Below are 16,962 nucleotides of genomic sequence, written 5' to 3' on the forward strand. Positions count from 1 at the left end.
CTGCTTATCATGAGGCTTCCGATTGTGTCTGGTTTGAAAATCACCGTTCTGCAACAACCGCTGGTCTGGATGGACGGCGCGGCAAATCTGCGTCATTTCGACGTGCTGTTAGACGACATTCACGGCCGCGACCTGATTATCCTGCCGGAAATGTTCACTACCGGTTTTGCAATGGAAGCCGCAAAACAATCGCTTGCTGAAGAAGAAGTCATCGACTGGATGCAGTTTAAAGCCCAGCAAACTCAAGCGATGATCGCCGGAAGTGCGGCACTGCAAACCGAGCGCGGGCCGGTAAACCGTTTCCTGCTGGTACAGCCCGACGGCAAAGTCCACTTCTACGATAAGCGCCATTTGTTCCGCATGGCGGATGAACATCATCATTATCAAGCCGGTAACGAGCGTGTCATCGTCGAGTGGCGTGGCTGGCGCATTCTGCCGCAGGTTTGTTACGACTTACGCTTCCCGGTATTTTCACGCAACCGCAACGATTACGATCTGGCGTTATATGTGGCGAACTGGCCTGCCCCGCGCTCTTTGCACTGGCAAAGTTTGCTGGTGGCTCGCGCCATTGAAAACCAGGCGTATGTGGCAGGCTGCAACCGCGTCGGCACCGACGGCAACGGGCATCATTACCGTGGCGACAGCAAAATCATTAATCCACAGGGCGAAATTCTGGCAAACGGTGAAGCCCATCAGGCGATGCGCCTCGACGCCGATTTATCGCTGATCGCTTTACAGGAATACCGCGAGAAATTCCCCGCCTGGCAAGACGCAGATCCGTTTAGCCTGTAATCAACTTCCCCGATAGGTCGACCACGACCACGGGGAAATCAGAAACGGCAGGTGATAATGCCCGCCGTGTTGCGTAATCATGAAATCAATTTGCGCGGTGGGATATAACGTCTCTCGGTGCGTTTTTGCAAAATATGAACCGATCTCTGCGCTCAGACGATAGCGCCCTGGCATCAACTCTTCCGAAGTGAAATCTTTCAGGCGCCCGTCAGAATCAGTGACTCCGTGCGCAATCCGTTCCCAGTTTCCTGCAGTTTGGTGCTCAAGGTAAATCACCACATCCGCGGCTGGTTTACCCAGTGCCGTATCAAGAATATGAGTACTCAGTTGGCTCATTGGGCAAATACTCCTTCCAGACGTAGTAACGTGATTTGGCGTAATTGCTCCAGCGCTTCAGTTTCTTCCTGTGCAGGGGAATTGTTCAGGCGGCGATGGAGTTCAGTGAGAATATCTTCACCACTTCGCCCTTTCGCACGAATAAGAAACACGCGCCCAAACCGCTCTTCATATTCAGCATTACCCTGTGCCAGTGCGAGAGTTAACGCGCTATTTTGCGTATCTACAGCAGACTGCTCGCCTTTAGAAAATAGGGCTTCTTTGCCATCGCCCTGTGCTTTTTCACCGATACGCGGATGTGCCGCCAGCGCATGATCCAACTCCTCCCCTCCCCAGTCCAGCGTCAGTTGCGAAGCGTAATGCTGTAACACGTCAACGTTTAAATATGGACGCGCTGCTACCAGCTTTTCGGTCCATGCAGGGATTGCCACACATGGCGCTATCAGGTTTAGGGCTTCATTCTCTGAGCCATCGTTAAATTCAATCAGGGTATTTTTCGCAGCCAATGCCATAACCGTTTGCGTATAAGCCCTCACAGCTTGCATCACATCAACTTCCATCACTGACTCTGCAGGATGGTGGCTAATTCCACGGTCACAACGCGCAAACAACATACCCACCGGCCACTGTTCAGCAATCGCAATCGCATCATGCCCCGCGCCACTTGGCAGAGATAAACTACGCCCCTGCACCGAAGCAATGGCTGATGTTAACTGGCGCTGTAAACCCGCGTCGCATGGCGTGGCGGGAATCGAATAATAGATTTCAGAGTCGAACGTCACACCTCGTTGAGCGGCGATTTGCTGCGCTTCGCTTAACAAGCTTCCCAGCAATGCTTCCAGATCTGCATCTCTCGGGCTACGGATATCCAGCGTGAGCAGGACTTCACCTGGAATAACATTCGCCGCGCCCGGCAAGCATTGCAGCGAGCCGACTGTCGCAACAATATCTGGGGCGTAAATGGCAGTCGCGCTTTCGATGTAAGTCATCCAATTAGCGGCGGCCGCGAGCGCATCTTTACGAATAGTCATCGGCACCGTGCCTGCATGCCCTGCTTCGCCAACAAAGCGGCATTTCAAACGGCGAGCGCCGTTAATGGCGGTCACCACGCCGAGCGCCAGATTTTCACACTCCAGCACCGGCCCTTGTTCAATATGCAATTCGAGATAGGCGCTGAACTCTTCCGGACTACGCGCAGCACTTTTAATTCGTGAAGGGTCAAAACCGGCATTGACCAATGCTTGTGCAACGCTAATCCCTGCAGCATCAACACATGCCAGCCAGTTATCCGGCCAGGTTCCGGTCACCCCACGGCTACCTAATAATGTGATGCCAAAACGCGTGCCCTCTTCATCTCCAAAGCCAACGATTTCAATCGCCTGTTCGAGCTGAAGATCGTGATGGTATAAATAACCGACTACTTCCAACGCAGCCAATACACCCAACATGCCATCGTAACGACCGGCATTCCGCACAGTATCGAGATGAGAGCCCAGCAAAATGGCCTGAGCGCCTTCACTTGCCCCTTCGTAGCGCCCACAAATATTGCCCACGGCATCCTGCCAGGTAGTCATCCCGACCTGCTCCATCCAGTTTGCCACCAGATGATTAGCGCGTAGATGTTCAGGGGAAAGATACACACGCGTGAGTTGGCCTGGCGTTTCACTAATTTGCGCCAGTTCATCCGCTCGCTGCATCACGCGCTTAGCAGCAATGCTGGCTTCGGCGGCATTCATCACAAGTTTTACCATCAGCTTTTTCCTTGTGAATAAACATCCCACGCAGCCTGCATCGCCGCCCCTTGCGTCGTTTTGAAACCAAGCCGGTTCAATACTGCTTCAAGTGCAGTCAGAGTTTGCAACACGCAATCTTTACGCGCGTTATAACCCATGGTGCCGATGCGCCAGATTTTGCCTTGCAGGGGGCCGAAAGAGGTGCCGATTTCGATATGGAAATCTTCGAGCAACATTTTGCGCACCTCTTCGCCGTGAACCACTGATGGAATCACCACGCCAAGTACGTTATTCATTTTGTGTTGCAGGTTTCCGAAGGTTTCCAGACCCATACCTTGTATACCGGCCACCAGCGCCCTCCCATGCAATTCATGACGAGCGATTCCAACATCCAAACCTTCTTCGAGAATAATGCGCGCGCATTCACGGGCAGCGAACAACATGCTGGTGGCTTCGGTATGGTGGTTCAAACGCTCCGGCCCCCAGTAATCCATTACCATGCCGAGATCGAAATAATTCGAATAGATCATTTCGTCATCTCCGTCCTGGTGCGCAGCCGTACGGATCCCTTCTTCAACACATTTTCGGCGGCGGATCACCTCTTCCATCTGTGCGCTGAGAGTTATCGGCGAACTGCCAGACGGGCCGCCGAGGCATTTTTGCAGTCCTGCGGAAACTGCGTCTAATCCCCAGGCATCCGTTTCAAGCACATTGCCACCAAAGGAAGCCGTTGCATCGGTATAGAACAAGACCCCATGACGACGGCAGATTTCGCCCAGCTCAGCCAGCGGCTGCAACATCGTCGTGGAAGTGTCGCCCTGAACGGTCAACAGTAAACGTGGTTTAACACTTTTGATGGCATCTTCGATTTGATCCGGGGTAAACACTTCGCCCCAGGGAACCTCAATGGTGTGAACTTCAGCACGGCATCGACGTGCTATTTCACATAATAGATGGCCGAAACGCCCAAATACCGGCACCAAAACTTTGTCGCCCGGACGAATCGCTGACAGCAGAATCGCTTCGATACCAGAACGGGAAGTCCCATCGACCAGCATCGTCCAGCGGTTTTGCGTGCGGAAAAGCTCACGATACAGCACCATTACTTCATTCATATAGCCAGTCATCACCGGGTCATACTGCCCAATCAACTGGCTCGCCATAGCTCGTAATACGCGGGGATCGGCATTGATTGGACCCGGCCCCATCAACAAACGGTGTGGTGGATTGATTTGCGCGAAGTGCTGAATATCTAACATGGCATTTCCTTTAGTTCTATATGAAACAAAAGATTCTTTATAAAAATATTCTGCAACTAATGTGCCATTCATTTTCATCAGTGGCAAAGAAACAAAAGCCGATACTTAGCGTAAATGATGATACTTATCTGACCAGGTTAATGAACCAGAATGGTTCCCACGATGTGTGCAAAAGCACCATCATGGTGCGCTAGCGTTGTTCTAACTCATCAAGCTCAGTATAGAGTTCGGCAATATGATGAATGCGCTGACGACCAGTGGTTAACGCTTCGTGGAGTACGGCATTGGATAACAGATTCACCAGACTCATCGCACTGCTATAACTATCGAAAGCTGAAACGCTATCCAGCGGTGCCGCAAAGTGCCAGCGGCAGTATGGGGTCAGGCCGGAACCCTGTGCTTCACTCATTACCAGCAGAGGTACCTGCCGCTTATGTAAATTGGCCAGCAGTGGCTTAATGATGCGAGGTCGCCTGCGGAATGCGATAGCGATAACGCAGTCATGTTCGTTGATATCCACCACCTCTTCTGCCAGCGTCTGCCCTGGTTGAGGCAATAACCAGACATCACTACGAACCTGTAGTAACTGCTGGCGTAGGTGCATCGCTACAGGCCATGAATTTCGTAAACCAATAATAAAAATACGTTTTGCTGAAGTAAGTGCCGAGACTACATCGATAAATTGTTGAGTATCTAACAAGCTAACCCACTGTGTCAGGTTGGCCATTTCCTGTTTGTAATGCCGCGCCAGTAACGTGTTACCTTGTACTGCATCGCGGTTTTCCGTCAGGGGCATTCCGCTCTGACGCAAGGTTCGCAGTTCTTCACGCATATCTTTGTATCGGTCATAACCCAGGCGCTTAAATAGACGACTCACAGTGGCTTTAGATACGCCAGAAAGACGGGCCAACTCAGCGCTGTTGTAGCTAATCAGGTCATCAAAATGGTCGACAATAAAAGCAGCAACTCGCTGTTCCTGCGGAGAAAGCTGCTCGTATGTCGCTCTTAAGCGCTCGTCTAATTGTTTCATTATGACCTCTGTAACTATTGTTTCATTCGAGCCTGACACAGTGAAACAAACCGCGTCAACCTGGAACATCTCTTGCTTAAATATATTACCCAGCTTCCGTTCTGAGAGATAAAACGATGATGCAAAGCAATATGGCACCTTCCGGTATGGCCGTTACACCGCACCACTTAGCCAGTGAAACCGCATTATCCGTGTTGCGCCATGGTGGTGATGCCATCGAGGCGATGGTGGCAGCGGCGGCAACGATCGCCGTGGTTTATCCTCACATGAATGGCATTGGCGGCGATGGTTTTTGGTTGATAGTACCGCCGGAAGGTGAGCCGATTGCGATTGATGCCAGCGGTGCTGCGGGATCACTCGCATCGCTGGAATTTTACGCAGGCGAAACATCGATTCCTCATCGTGGCCCCAAAGCCGCGTTAACCGTGCCTGGAACCCTTAGCGGTTGGGACGAAGCGCTAAAAATTGCCGCACAGTTTGGTGGTGGGCAACTGCCGCTCTCGCGCTTACTTGCCGATGCGATTCGCTATGCGGCTGATGGCATTCCGGTGACCCAATCTCAAACGCTTGCGACCCATAGCAAATACGACGAGCTGGTTAATATCTCCGGTTTTGCTGAGACTTTTTTAAATCGCGGTGAAATACCCCATGCAGGCAGTCGTTTTACCCAACCGCGACTGGCTGAAACGCTGACACGCCTGACCGTTGAAGGTCTTGATAGCTTTTATCGCGGGCCGTTAGCCGCGCTAATCGCCGAAGAGTTAGCGGATTTAGGGATGCCGATAAATTTGCAGGATCTCGCGGCACAGCGTGCTAAACGCCGTATTCCTCTGCATCTTAGCCACCAGCAGGGTGATATTTATAATATGACGCCACCCACTCAGGGGCTGGTGTCGTTGGCGATCCTCGGGATCACCGATCATTTAGATATGGTGCAGGCAAACGAAACTCAAACTGTTCATCGCATTGTTGAGGCGACTAAAAAGGCTTTTGCACTGCGGGACCAATACATCACCGATCCGCGCCACATTACGACCTCAATCCAAAGTCTGTTGGAGCCAGAACCCCTTGCCGCTCTTGCCGCAGAAATTGATGACACCAAAGCGGCCAACTGGGGAACCGGCAAAGGCCCCGGCGACACGGTATGGATGGGGGTGATTGATAGCAGCGGGCTGGCGGTGTCGTTTATTCAAAGTATTTACCACGAGTTTGGCAGCGGTGTGGTGCTGCCTAAAAGCGGTGTACTGTGGCAAAACCGTGGTGCGGCGTTCAGTCTCAAACCCGAAAGTTTATTAAGCCTTGCTCCCGGAAAACAGCCGTTCCACACGCTGAACCCGGCCGCCGCACGCCTGGCTGACGGGCGCACGATGGTTTACGGCTCGATGGGTGGCGACGGGCAACCGCAAACTCAGGCGGCTATTTTTACGCGCCACGTAATTCAGGGCATACCGTTACAAGAAGCTGTAACCGCGCCAAGATGGTTATTAGGCAGAACCTGGGGGCAAGCCTCCGACAGCCTGAAATTAGAAGGTCGATTTAGCCCGGAAACTTTCAAATCACTGCGTGAATTGGGTCATGAAGTCGAAGCATTGCCAGATTTTAGCGAAGCTGTTGGCCATGCCGGAGCCATCGTGCGCCACACCAACGGCATGCTTGAAGGCGCATACGATCCACGCAGCAATGGCAGCGCCGCAGGATTTTAAGGAGAATAAAATGCTATTAAATTCTATCGACTGGCCCGCGTACATCAAAGTCATGGAGCAACTGCTTGACGTTCCTCTTGATGAGCCACGCCGCCAGGAACTTGAAGTGCAATTGACTCGCATGGAGAAACTGGCAGAACCGCTCATGGATTTTCCCTTGCCTGAACGCCAGGAAGTCGCGGGGATTTATAAACTATGAATGCACTCTCCATTCGCGATATTCAGCAAGGATTAGCTATTGGCAAGTTTTCCGCACAGGAACTGGCGCAGCTTACGCTTGCGAAAATCGAGCAAGCCAATTCTGAAATTAACGCGTTTACGGAAATCACTGCCTCGCGTTTACTGCAAGAAGCCGCCGCCATTGACCAACTCCGTGTGCGCGGGGAAACGCTGCCGCCGTTGGCTGGCGTGCCTTATGCGGTAAAAAATCTTTTTGATATTAAAGACGTAACAACGCTTGCCGGGGCCGAGCTATTTAGTATGCAATCGCCCGCCAGCACTGACGCCTTCGCGATTAAAAAATTAAACGCTGCCGGAGCCATGCTTTCAGGCGCGCTGAATATGGATGCCTACGCCTACGGCTTTACCACCGAAAATAGCTATTATGGCGCGACCCGCAACCCGCATGATTTAACACGAATTGCGGGCGGTTCATCCGGTGGCTCTGCCGCAGCCGTCGCGGCTGGAATGGTGAATTTTACCCTCGGCACTGACACCAACGGCTCGATTCGCGTCCCCGCTTCGTTATGCGGCATTTTGGGTCTGAAACCGACTTTCGGCAGATTGTCGCGCAGCGGCAGCCAGCCTTTTGTTGCAAGCCTGGATCATATCGGCCCGCTGGCGCGTAACGTGGACGATCTGGCTCTGGTTTATGATGCGCTTCAGGGAAGGGATGCGAATGACCATTTCCAATCGACTCGGGGAGTTGAACCCCTCGCCGATAAACTGGAACAGCCGGGGAATTTACGCTGTGCGGTGTTGGGTGGTTTTTTTGAGACTTGGTGTGATGACGATGCCAAAACTGCCGTTGCTCGAGTGGCTCAAACGCTTGAAGCACTGGATTACATCACGTTGCCTAAAGCTGAATTAGCTCGCTCGGCAGCATTTTTGCTCTCTGCCGCTGAAGGGGGAAACCATTACTTACCGGCACTACGTGAACAGGCGGAACGTTTTGAGCTTAACTCCCGTGAACGCCTCCTGGCTGGAGCGATGACACCATCAGCCTGGTACACTCAAGCGCAACGCTTCCGATCATGGTTCCGGGATAAAACTTTACCGCTCTTCGAAAAGTATGATCTGCTTATCGCACCAGCAACACCCTGTAGTGCCACACTAATTGGACAGCAAACCATGCAAATTAACGGAACGGATCTTCCCGTGAAAGCCAGCATGGGTATGTTGACACAACCTATTTCATTCCTTGGTTTACCAGTCGTCACGGTGCCATTGATGACTGCAAGTGGGCATCCCATCGGTGTGCAGCTCATTGCACCACCATGGCGGGAAGATATCTGCCTGAGAGCAGCCCATCAGCTTGAAATACAGGGTATGCTGGCAGGGAAAACCACCAGGTAAGGTAAATACTATGATGCGTGACAATATCGATCGCCCGGCAATCGTCAATGAGGTGAGTGCCGCTTTTTACCGCTACGAACAGGCGTTGATCAGCAACGATGTTGCGGTCTTAGATGAGTTGTTTTGGGCCGATCCCCGTACCGTTCGCTTTGGTGCGAGTGAAAATCTTTATGGTATCGATGAGATAAGAGCTTTCAGAAATGCTCGCTCGTCTCAAGGGCTAGACCGGCTTTTGCAAAATACCACCATCACCACCTATGGCGATGATATGGCTGTTGCCAGCACTGAATTCACCCGCGAGGGAAGCGAAAAAATTGGCCGCCAGATGCAAACATGGGTCAAATTTCCTTATGGCTGGCGAATTGTCGCCGCACATGTCAGCGTGATGGGTTAAAGACCGTGGGCGGGAAACGAAATGTCACCCGCCGCCACATCATTTATTCACAATATGGATGCGTCTTCACCCAATGCTCGGCAATCTCCTGACGACGGCAAATCCACACATCATCATGTTGTTGCACATAATCAAGAAAACGCTGCAACGCTCTGAAACGACCCGGCCGCCCCAGTAAACGGCAGTGCATACCGATAGACATCATTTTCGGTGCAGTTTCCCCTTCTTCGTACAACACATCAAAGCTGTCTTTCAGATAGGTATAAAACTGTTCGGCGGTGTTAAAACCCTGCGCGGTTGCAAAGCGCATATCGTTGGCATCAAGCGTGTAAGGCACCACCAAATGCGGTTTTGTCGAACCATCGCTACAGCTAACTTTGCTCCAGAATGGCAAATCGTCGCCGTAATAATCGCTGTCGTAAAGGAAGCTGCCATTTTCCGCCACCAGCCGACGCGTATTCGGACTATCGCGGCCGGTATACCAACCGAGCGGTTTGCTGCCGAACAAATCTTCGAGGATTTCGATGGCCTGGTGCATATGCTGGCGCTCAGTTGCCTCATCCAGATTTTGATAGTGGATCCAGCGCCAGCCATGACTTACCACGTCGTAATCAGCTGCTTTTATTGCTTCAACAATTTCAGGGTTACGCGCCAGTGCCATTGCTACGCCAAATACCGTCATGGTCAGGCCACGTTTTTGGAACTCGTTATGGATGCGCCAGAACCCGGCTCGCGAACCGTATTCATAGAGAGAATCCATCGACATATGGCGGTCAGGGAAACTGGCCGCACCGATGATATCGGAAAGAAATTGTTCCGAGCCGCTGTCACCATGCAGAACGTGGTTTTCCCCCCCCTCTTCAAAATTGAGAACGAACTGCACAGCTACGCGGGCGTTATTTGGCCATTGCGCATGTGGCGGCTTACCCGCATAACCTTTCATGTCACGCGGGTAGTTTTCAGTGAAGTGATAGTTTTTAGTTTTCGGTACTTCATTCATGGTTCGGTTCCTTATGAGCCGAGCCAGAATTTCAACTCAGCATGTCAAAACAGCCTGATAACGGCTTTTTATTCGGATACGCGAGGTCACCATGTTTGCTGGTTCCAAGCCCAAGAGCGATGAGGGACTCGACCATTTTCACAGCTGCTGTTACGCCATCAATTACGGGAATACCCAACTCAGCAGTCAGTTCCCGTGCAAGATTAGCCATTCCGCCACAACCGAGCACAATCGCTCCGCTGTTATCTTCTTTCATGGCTTGTATACAACGCTCGCGCACCTTCATCTGAGCAAGACCCGTGCCATCTTCCAGAGCAAGTACCGGTAAATCGATCGCATGCAGCGCTGCGCAGTGGTGCTCGAAGCCATACTGGCGTAATAAATGACGCGCAATAATCACAGTGCGCGGCAAAGTGGTGACGATAGAAAAACGTGTCGCAACCATAGTTGCAACATGCATCGCAGCTTCGGCGATGCCGATAACCGGGCCACTGGCGAGTTCACGTGCGGCCAGTAAACCAGGATCGCCAAAGCAGGCGATGACGTGACCACTGACCCCCTGCTCTTTGCCAAGTTTGATTTGCTCAAGCACACCAATAGCCGCTATCGCTTCATCAAAATGTCCTTCTATTGACTCCACGCCCTGTGATGGGCAAACCGCGATGATTTCGCTGGAAGGTGCAGCGACACTGCGCGCCGCTTGCGCGATGGTGTGCGTCATTGCCACGTTAGTATTCGGGTTAATCACCTGAATCAAATGTTTCGTCATGTTGAGTCCTCTGTATTTTTGCAACCGGTTTAGCACCAGATCCGGGCAACGAAATGTTCAAATGCACCATAGTAAAGCGCAATAAGTAATCACACGGCCTTATTAATGCACCAAAAAGCCTGAATAATCCATTTGTTCCACAAAACATGAAACTTGGCCCGGTTAATGCAACGAAAGTTGCAGACATTCCGTCAGCATCTGTTTTTAAAGGAGCAGATTTCATGCCAAACAATGAAAATACGTCATCAGCTTTGACCGAGAGCGCCAATGCCGGCTACAGCCTGCGCCTGTGTAATGATGATCTGGCGCCAACGCGCAACCAGACATGGTCCTGGTACAATATTTTTTCTTTCTGGATGTCCGATGTTCACAGCATGGGTGGCTATGTGGTGGCTGCCAGCTTCTTCACACTAGGGCTGGCAAGCTGGCAGGTTTTGCTTTGCTTGCTGGTAGGGATTTGCATCGTACAGCTGTGCGCGAACCTGGTAGCAAAACCTAGCCAAATGGCGGGCGTACCCTACGCAGTAATTTGCCGCCAGGCATTTGGCGTGTTCGGTGCCAATATTCCGGCAGTGATACGCGGGTTAATCGCGTTCGCCTGGTACGGTATCCAGACTTATCTGGCCGCAAATGCATTGATGCTCGTTATGCTGAAATTCTGGCCCTCGCTTGCGCCAATGACCACCGGGCATTTCCTGGGGCTGTCGCATCTCGGCTGGGTTTGCTTCGGCATTATGTGGGTGCTTCAGGCGATGGTGTTCTGGCACGGCATGAACGCTATCAAACGATTTATTGATATTGCAGGGCCTGCGGTATACATCGTGATGATGGCGTTGGCGGGCTGGATTTTGTATCAAACTGGATTTGACGGAATTTCATTTACGCTTGCCAGCAAACAACTTAGCTCTGGTGAGCAGGCGTGGCAGATGCTGACCGCAACAGCACTGGTCGTTTCATACTTCTCAGGCCCATTGCTAAACTTCGGTGACTTCTCGCGCTACGGCAAGAGTATGAAAGAGATCCGTCGTGGTAACCGCTGGGGGCTGCCGTTTAACTTCCTGCTGTTCTCTATCGTGACCGTGGTGATTGTTTCCGGTACACAATCCCTGTTTGGCAAAATGATCACCGACCCTATCGAAACGGTAAGCCATGTGGGCAATAGCCTCGCGATGGCCATCGGTTTACTGACCATGATCACCGCCACTATCGGTATTAATATCGTGGCAAACTTTGTATCACCTGCTTTCGACTTCTCGAACTGCTCGCCGCAAAAAATCAGCTTCCGTACCGGTGGGATGATTGCAGCCGTGGGATCTGTACTGCTGACACCATGGAACTTGTTCCAGTCACCAGAACTTATTCACTACACGCTGGATGTGCTGGGTGCGTTTATTGGGCCACTGTTCGGTATTCTGCTGACTGACTTCTACATCATTAAACGCAGCAAAATCTATATCGACGATCTGTTTGATGACACGCCAAAAGGCCGCTACTGGTACAAAAGTGGTTTCAACCCAAAAGCGATTCTCGCACTGCTGCCATCGGTTGCCATTGGCTTAATCATCAGCTTTATTCCGGCACTGCATGAGGTGGCTAACTTTAGCTGGTTTATCGGCGCATTCCTGAGTGCAGGCTGTTATCGCTGGTTGGCACGTGCAGATAAAGTGAGTGACGTTGCGGGATACAATGGACAGGTTGTAGTTTCGAAGGAATAAAACGACGAAAGCCTGAATCATTTCTGATTCAGGCTTTCTAATTGTGGCGGAACGGACGGGACTCGAACCCGCGACCCCCTGCGTGACAGGCAGGTATTCTAACCGACTGAACTACCGCTCCGCGTTTTGTTCCCCGTCGGGAACGAGGCAGATAATACGTATAGGGCTGATGAGCGTCAACGTTTTTTCTTATTAAACTAATCGTTTGCCGTTAATTTCACCCAAACGGTGATTTTTAATGCATTTGCGCTGCTTTTATAAACGCCACAGGCAACTTCCGCCCTTTTTTTCCACCAGGTCGAGTCGCGATTCATGCGCTTCCAGTTCTGCATCGCTGGCACGAATGACGCGTATACCCGAACTGCGGCGTACAACACGTTGAATTCCGTTATCTCCACTACGCTGCTGCACATCCCCTTCCATCGCAAACTTCAGAGAAGTTTGTCCACCCGTCATCATTAAATAGACGTCGGCCAGAATTTGGGCATCGAGCAATGCGCCGTGCAACGTTCGCTTGCTGTTATCTATTTCATAACGTGAGCAAAGTGCATCGAGGCTATTACGCTTGCCCGGGAACATTTTTCGGGCGAGAGCGAGGCTATCGGTAACTTTGCAGAAGGTATTAGTTTTTGGAATATCGCGTTTGAGTTTGCCGAACTCATAATCCATAAACCCGATATCAAACGATGCGTTATGGATGACGAGCTCTGCGCCGCGAATATAGTCCATGAACGAATCAGCAACCTGATCAAAGGTTGGCTTGTCTGCCAGAAACTCATCGGCAATTCCATGCACGCCAAAGGCTTCCGGGTCTACCAGACGATCAGGTTTCAGGTATACGTGGAAATTATTACCCGTCAGGCGGCGGTTGATGACTTCAACCGCACCGATTTCAATAATGCGGTGCCCTTCATAGTGAGCACCGATTTGGTTCATACCGGTGGTTTCTGTATCGAGGACGATCTGTCGTGTAATTGCTGTGCTCATGGCGCTCGTTTATGTCAGACTTGGTTTTTTAATCACAGGAAGTCTACCAGAGATGCGCAAACAGGTAGAAATTTTCACCGATGGCTCTTGCCTCGGCAACCCGGGCCCGGGTGGATATGGTGCTATTTTACGCTACAAACAGCACGAAAAAATTTTTAGCGTCGGCTTTCGCCTGACCACAAACAATCGCATGGAAATGATGGCGGCAATCGTTGCACTTGAGGCGTTGGTCGAGCCTTGTGACGTTGTGCTTAGCACCGACAGCCAATATGTTCGTCAGGGTATTACCCAATGGATTCATAACTGGAAAAAACGTGGCTGGAAAACAGCCGATAAAAAACCAGTCAAGAATGTCGATTTATGGAAGCGACTGGATGCTGCCTTAAGCGAGCACAAAATCAGTTGGGAATGGGTGAAAGGCCATGCCGGTCACCCTGAAAACGAACGTTGTGATGAACTCGCCCGTGAAGCTGCTTCTAATCCAACTCTCGAGGACGTGGGTTATCAGCCAGAGACGGCGAAGCCTTAGTTGCTTCACGAAATTGCCGTGTTGCCCCCACAGCTGAGCGGATTTGCGTTTTTGCTTTCCTGCTTTTCATTGGATTGAGCGTAAGAGGCAATGTCCGCTTACGCGCCACAATGACATGCATGCATCCCAACGCAGGAAGATGGGTACTGAGCATTTTCCCACCTTGTTTACTCCAGGGTAAAACCTGGAAACTGCGTTGGTGCATCACTTCAAAATTCAGCAATGCCAGCCAATCGAACATCCTCATCGGCGTAAACATTCGGCAGCGATATGGCGCACGTTTGCGGATAAATGGCACGACTTTGCCTAAACCTAATAAACTCACCGGGTTGAAACTGCTGATAATTAGCCAACCATCATCAATTAATACCCGGTCAGCTTCACGCAATAACCCATGAGGATCCTGGCACCACGGCAATGTATGAGCCAACATACATGCATCGACTGATTTACCCGCAAAAGGCAAATACAGCGGATCGGCATTCACCTGGAGTCGTTCGCCTTGTAAGGCAACATTCACCTGGTGTGAAATAGCACAGGCCTCTGTGTTGATTTCGGTGCTTAAGTTACCGATTTTCAGCAAGTGGAAACCAAACATCTTAGCAAACCACGGCTGAAGTTGGGATTCCAGCGCCTCACGGTAGTACTCGCCCCAGGGCAGTTCTCCCCAATGATGCGGTGAAATGAAATTTACAGGTATCCTTGCCGGTTTCATCACTACCTTCTTAGCGCAATTCAGAGAGGTTGAATTATGAATCTTAACAGTATTTCTGCGTTCCAGGATAACTACATCTGGGTTCTGAATGATGAGCAAAGCAGATGCATCATCGTCGACCCGGGCGAAGCTCATCCAGTACTAAAAGCCATTGAAGATAACCACTGGCAACCAGAAGCTATTTTACTGACCCACCACCACAACGACCACGTTGGCGGCGTAAAAGAACTTCTTAAAAAGTACCCAGGCCTTGTGGTATACGGGCCCGAGGAGACACAAGATAAGGGAACGAACCGGGTAGTTAAAGACGGCGATCTGGTCAATATTTTGGAGTATGAATTTACTGTAATTGCCACACCGGGTCACACTTTAGGACATATCTGTTTCTATAGCGCACCTTATCTTTTTTGCGGTGACACGATGTTTTCTGGCGGCTGCGGAAGGCTTTTTGAAGGCACGGCTGGAAATATGTATGATTCTTTTCAAAAACTTAACAAATTACCCGCCGATACGTTAATTTGCTGCGCACACGAATACACTCTTTCAAATATGAAGTTTTCCTTATCTATCCTTCCAGACGATGAGAAGTTAAACCGATACTGTCGAAAAGTTAATGAGTTACGTGCAAAAAACCAATCAACCTTACCAAGTTCTCTGGCAAATGAACGTGAAATAAATTTATTCTTAAGAACATATGATATTGATTTAAAAAGAAAAATAAACAAAGAAACAAACTTGCAACAACCACAGCAAATATTCGCCTGGTTACGGACAAAGAAAGATACCTTCTGAATTTTTTGGTTGTGTTGTTTTAAAGTGGAAGGTATTCTTGCTCGTCTTTTAAGCAACCATTTGACACACACATGAAGGCAAAAGCGATATTACTCGCCTCTGTTTTGCTTGTGGGGTGCCAGGCGTCAAGGCATGACGGCAACATCCAACAGCACGCACAGAGTCTGTCTGCAGCTGGTCAAGGTGAAGCAGGAAAGTACACAGGTTCGCGATGGATGGACGATGGGACATACCTCGCGGATAACCAAAACTTGTGGAACTTCATTGGCGACGAGCTAAAGATGGGGGTACCGGAGAATATCCGGATCCGCGAACAGAAACAGAAGTACCTGAAGAATAAGAGCTATCTCCACGATGTAACATTACGGGCAGAGCCGTATATGTACTGGATTGCCGGGCAAGTTAAGAAACGTAACATGCCAATGGAACTAGTACTGCTACCCATAGTGGAGAGCGCTTTTGACCCCCACGCTACCTCTTCTGCGAATGCCGCTGGCATCTGGCAGATTGTACCGAGTACGGGTCGAAATTATGGTTTAAAACAGACCAAAGCATACGATGCACGTCGTGATGTAGTGGCTTCCACCACTGCCGCACTCGATATGATGCAGCGTCTGAACAAGATGTTTGACGGCGACTGGTTATTAACCGTAGCGGCGTACAACAGCGGCGAAGGTCGTGTACTGAAGGCAATGAAAGCGAATAAAGCTCGTGGTTTACCAACGGATTTTTGGTCGCTTTCACTGCCACGGGAAACCAAAATTTACGTACCAAAAATGTTGGCTTTAAGTGATATTCTCAAAAACAGCAAAAAGTACGGCGTACGCTTACCAACTACTGACGAAAGCCGTGCATTAGCACGCGTAGAAGTAAGTGATCCGGTTGAGCTTACGCAGGTTGCCGAAATGGCAGGTATATCATTAAGCACGCTGAAGACATTCAACGCCGGGGTGAAAACTTCCACCGTTGGCAAGAATCAGCGTTATGTAATGGTGCCTAAAAAGCATGCTGATCAGCTAAAAGCCTCTTTGGCTTCTGGTGAAATTGCAGCAGTGCAGCCTCGGCTAGTCGCTGATAACCGCAGTACTGCAGGTGGCAGCAAATCTTACCGTGTTCGTTCAGGTGATACCTTATCGAGCATCGCTTCACGCTTAGGCGTGAGTGCAAAAGATTTGCAAAGCTGGAACGGCATACGCGGCGCGCACATTAAAGTCGGCCAAACACTCAGCGTCAAAAATGGCGTACAGAGTTTAGCTAAGAACGATAGCATCACTTATAAGGTGCGTAAGGGTGACTCGTTGTCGAGTATCGCGAAACGTCACGGTGTGAACATCAAGGATGTTCTGCGCTGGAACGACGATACAGACGATCTGAAACCTGGAGATCAGTTGACGCTATTCGTTAGCAACAACTCTACACCTGATACTTGATTGTTAATCAAAGAAAAAGGCACCTTTTTGGGTAATGCCGATCGTTTAAGGATCAGTTGACCGATCCGGTGGCTCATGTAAAAAGGGTTCATGCACAACATGGACCCTTTTTAAATGGAACTTTCACAAGCTCTCGGTATTATCAATCTCACTGCCCCCGATGAAGTTCAAAGCCTCGCTGACCTCCTGTCTCCTGACCTCAT

General features: G+C 50.4%; 17 protein-coding genes, 1 tRNA gene and 1 pseudogene. 9 read left to right on the forward strand and 10 right to left on the reverse strand.

What is annotated here, in order from left to right; translation table 11 throughout:
• Positions 1-24: 24 nt before the first annotated feature.
• Positions 25-792 (forward strand): amidohydrolase, encoded by a 768-nt coding sequence (locus LVQ76_RS02850; protein WP_232920901.1) that lies wholly within the window; start codon positions 25-27, stop codon positions 790-792.
• Here the strand turns inward: LVQ76_RS02850 and uraH are convergent, their stop codons facing one another.
• The 5 genes and pseudogenes from uraH to LVQ76_RS02875 all read right to left on the reverse strand — a co-directional run bounded on the left by uraH (position 793) and on the right by LVQ76_RS02875 (position 5,150).
• Positions 793-1,128 (reverse strand): hydroxyisourate hydrolase, encoded by a 336-nt coding sequence (gene uraH / locus LVQ76_RS02855; RefSeq protein WP_232904205.1) that lies wholly within the window; start codon positions 1,126-1,128, stop codon positions 793-795.
• Positions 1,125-1,640 carry a 2-oxo-4-hydroxy-4-carboxy-5-ureidoimidazoline decarboxylase gene (gene uraD / locus LVQ76_RS02860; protein ID WP_232904231.1) on the reverse strand — a complete coding sequence of 172 codons (516 nt, stop codon included), beginning with the start codon at positions 1,638-1,640 and terminating at the stop codon, positions 1,125-1,127. The genes uraH and uraD overlap by 4 nt, the downstream gene beginning before the upstream one ends.
• Positions 1,623-2,879 (reverse strand): annotated as a pseudogene (hpxK, locus tag LVQ76_RS02865) (allantoate amidohydrolase); the annotation flags it as partial. The gene uraD and the pseudogene hpxK, both read right to left, overlap by 18 nt.
• Entirely contained in the window at positions 2,879-4,120 is a 1,242-nt protein-coding gene (locus LVQ76_RS02870) for a pyridoxal-phosphate-dependent aminotransferase family protein (RefSeq protein ID WP_232920902.1), read from the reverse strand. The gene LVQ76_RS02870 and the pseudogene hpxK, both read right to left, overlap by 1 nt.
• A 190-nt stretch (positions 4,121-4,310) precedes the next feature.
• Entirely contained in the window at positions 4,311-5,150 is an 840-nt protein-coding gene (locus tag LVQ76_RS02875; RefSeq protein WP_232920903.1) for a MurR/RpiR family transcriptional regulator, read from the reverse strand.
• Positions 5,151-5,266: 116 nt separating this feature from the next.
• Between LVQ76_RS02875 and LVQ76_RS02880 the strand changes: the two genes are divergently transcribed.
• From LVQ76_RS02880 to hpxZ, 4 genes are read left to right on the forward strand one after another with little or no spacing between them, the layout of a single operon-like run.
• Positions 5,267-6,853 (forward strand): gamma-glutamyltransferase family protein, encoded by a 1,587-nt coding sequence (locus LVQ76_RS02880; protein WP_232920904.1) that lies wholly within the window; start codon positions 5,267-5,269, stop codon positions 6,851-6,853.
• Between the two features lie 10 nt (positions 6,854-6,863).
• Complete coding sequence (gene hpxX, locus LVQ76_RS02885) at positions 6,864-7,052, forward strand: oxalurate catabolism protein HpxX (protein WP_151995598.1); 189 nt, start codon at positions 6,864-6,866, stop codon at positions 7,050-7,052.
• On the forward strand, positions 7,049-8,428 hold the full coding sequence (locus LVQ76_RS02890; protein WP_232920905.1) for an AtzE family amidohydrolase: 1,380 nt from the start codon (positions 7,049-7,051) through the stop codon (positions 8,426-8,428). Before hpxX ends, LVQ76_RS02890 begins: the two co-directional genes overlap by 4 nt.
• A 10-nt stretch (positions 8,429-8,438) precedes the next feature.
• On the forward strand, positions 8,439-8,822 hold the full coding sequence (hpxZ, locus tag LVQ76_RS02895) for an oxalurate catabolism protein HpxZ (protein ID WP_232920906.1): 384 nt from the start codon (positions 8,439-8,441) through the stop codon (positions 8,820-8,822).
• A gap of 43 nt (positions 8,823-8,865) precedes the next feature.
• Here hpxZ and puuE read toward each other — a convergent pair whose 3' ends face one another.
• Positions 8,866-9,822: an allantoinase PuuE gene (gene puuE / locus LVQ76_RS02900; RefSeq protein ID WP_232864041.1), complete on the reverse strand. Its 957-nt coding sequence runs from the start codon at positions 9,820-9,822 to the stop codon at positions 8,866-8,868.
• A 31-nt stretch (positions 9,823-9,853) separates the two neighbouring features.
• Positions 9,854-10,591, reverse strand: coding sequence for an allantoin racemase (gene hpxA, locus LVQ76_RS02905; protein WP_232864040.1), 738 nt, complete (start codon positions 10,589-10,591; stop codon positions 9,854-9,856).
• 221 nt (positions 10,592-10,812) lie between these two features.
• Between hpxA and LVQ76_RS02910 the strand changes: the two genes are divergently transcribed.
• Positions 10,813-12,306 (forward strand): NCS1 family nucleobase:cation symporter-1, encoded by a 1,494-nt coding sequence (locus LVQ76_RS02910; RefSeq protein WP_232904212.1) that lies wholly within the window; start codon positions 10,813-10,815, stop codon positions 12,304-12,306.
• 44 nt (positions 12,307-12,350) lie between these two features.
• Here the strand turns inward: LVQ76_RS02910 and LVQ76_RS02915 are convergent.
• Positions 12,351-12,427 (reverse strand) — tRNA-Asp (locus LVQ76_RS02915).
• A 134-nt stretch (positions 12,428-12,561) separates the two neighbouring features.
• On the reverse strand, positions 12,562-13,293 hold the full coding sequence (dnaQ, locus tag LVQ76_RS02920) for a DNA polymerase III subunit epsilon (RefSeq protein WP_151995604.1): 732 nt from the start codon (positions 13,291-13,293) through the stop codon (positions 12,562-12,564).
• A gap of 52 nt (positions 13,294-13,345) precedes the next feature.
• On the opposite strand from dnaQ, the gene rnhA reads away from it, so the two are divergent.
• The gene (gene rnhA / locus LVQ76_RS02925; RefSeq protein ID WP_064516408.1) at positions 13,346-13,822 is read left to right on the forward strand and encodes a ribonuclease HI; all 477 of its coding nucleotides are present in this window, start codon (positions 13,346-13,348) and stop codon (positions 13,820-13,822) included.
• On the opposite strand, the gene LVQ76_RS02930 is transcribed toward rnhA, so the two are convergent.
• Entirely contained in the window at positions 13,770-14,537 is a 768-nt protein-coding gene (locus LVQ76_RS02930) for a methyltransferase domain-containing protein (protein WP_232864037.1), read from the reverse strand. The two genes, rnhA and LVQ76_RS02930, sit on opposite strands and share 53 nt — an antisense overlap.
• A gap of 36 nt (positions 14,538-14,573) precedes the next feature.
• Here LVQ76_RS02930 and gloB point away from each other — a divergent pair, with 36 nt between their 5' ends.
• Positions 14,574-15,329: a hydroxyacylglutathione hydrolase gene (gene gloB, locus LVQ76_RS02935; protein WP_232920907.1), complete on the forward strand. Its 756-nt coding sequence runs from the start codon at positions 14,574-14,576 to the stop codon at positions 15,327-15,329.
• A gap of 71 nt (positions 15,330-15,400) precedes the next feature.
• Positions 15,401-16,759, forward strand: coding sequence for a murein transglycosylase D (mltD, locus tag LVQ76_RS02940; RefSeq protein WP_151995608.1), 1,359 nt, complete (start codon positions 15,401-15,403; stop codon positions 16,757-16,759).
• Positions 16,760-16,962: the final 203 nt, after the last annotated feature.

The organism is Buttiauxella cochleicola, from assembly GCF_021283185.1.
Classification (GTDB): Bacteria; Pseudomonadota; Gammaproteobacteria; order Enterobacterales; family Enterobacteriaceae; genus Buttiauxella; species Buttiauxella massiliensis.

Coding starts and splice junctions, on each gene's coding strand:
- puuE (WP_232864041.1), bottom strand. CDS start 9,822: ATGAATGAAGTACCGAAAACTAAAAACTATCACTTCACTGAAAACTAC.
- rnhA (WP_064516408.1), top strand. CDS start 13,346: ATGCGCAAACAGGTAGAAATTTTCACCGATGGCTCTTGCCTCGGCAAC.
- LVQ76_RS02910 (WP_232904212.1), top strand. CDS start 10,813: ATGCCAAACAATGAAAATACGTCATCAGCTTTGACCGAGAGCGCCAAT.
- mltD (WP_151995608.1), top strand. CDS start 15,401: ATGAAGGCAAAAGCGATATTACTCGCCTCTGTTTTGCTTGTGGGGTGC.
- LVQ76_RS02930 (WP_232864037.1), bottom strand. CDS start 14,537: ATGAAACCGGCAAGGATACCTGTAAATTTCATTTCACCGCATCATTGG.
- gloB (WP_232920907.1), top strand. CDS start 14,574: ATGAATCTTAACAGTATTTCTGCGTTCCAGGATAACTACATCTGGGTT.
- hpxA (WP_232864040.1), bottom strand. CDS start 10,591: ATGACGAAACATTTGATTCAGGTGATTAACCCGAATACTAACGTGGCA.
- LVQ76_RS02880 (WP_232920904.1), top strand. CDS start 5,267: ATGATGCAAAGCAATATGGCACCTTCCGGTATGGCCGTTACACCGCAC.
- uraH (WP_232904205.1), bottom strand. CDS start 1,128: ATGAGCCAACTGAGTACTCATATTCTTGATACGGCACTGGGTAAACCA.
- hpxX (WP_151995598.1), top strand. CDS start 6,864: ATGCTATTAAATTCTATCGACTGGCCCGCGTACATCAAAGTCATGGAG.
- dnaQ (WP_151995604.1), bottom strand. CDS start 13,293: ATGAGCACAGCAATTACACGACAGATCGTCCTCGATACAGAAACCACC.
- LVQ76_RS02890 (WP_232920905.1), top strand. CDS start 7,049: ATGAATGCACTCTCCATTCGCGATATTCAGCAAGGATTAGCTATTGGC.
- hpxZ (WP_232920906.1), top strand. CDS start 8,439: ATGATGCGTGACAATATCGATCGCCCGGCAATCGTCAATGAGGTGAGT.
- LVQ76_RS02875 (WP_232920903.1), bottom strand. CDS start 5,150: ATGAAACAATTAGACGAGCGCTTAAGAGCGACATACGAGCAGCTTTCT.
- LVQ76_RS02870 (WP_232920902.1), bottom strand. CDS start 4,120: ATGTTAGATATTCAGCACTTCGCGCAAATCAATCCACCACACCGTTTG.
- uraD (WP_232904231.1), bottom strand. CDS start 1,640: ATGGCATTGGCTGCGAAAAATACCCTGATTGAATTTAACGATGGCTCA.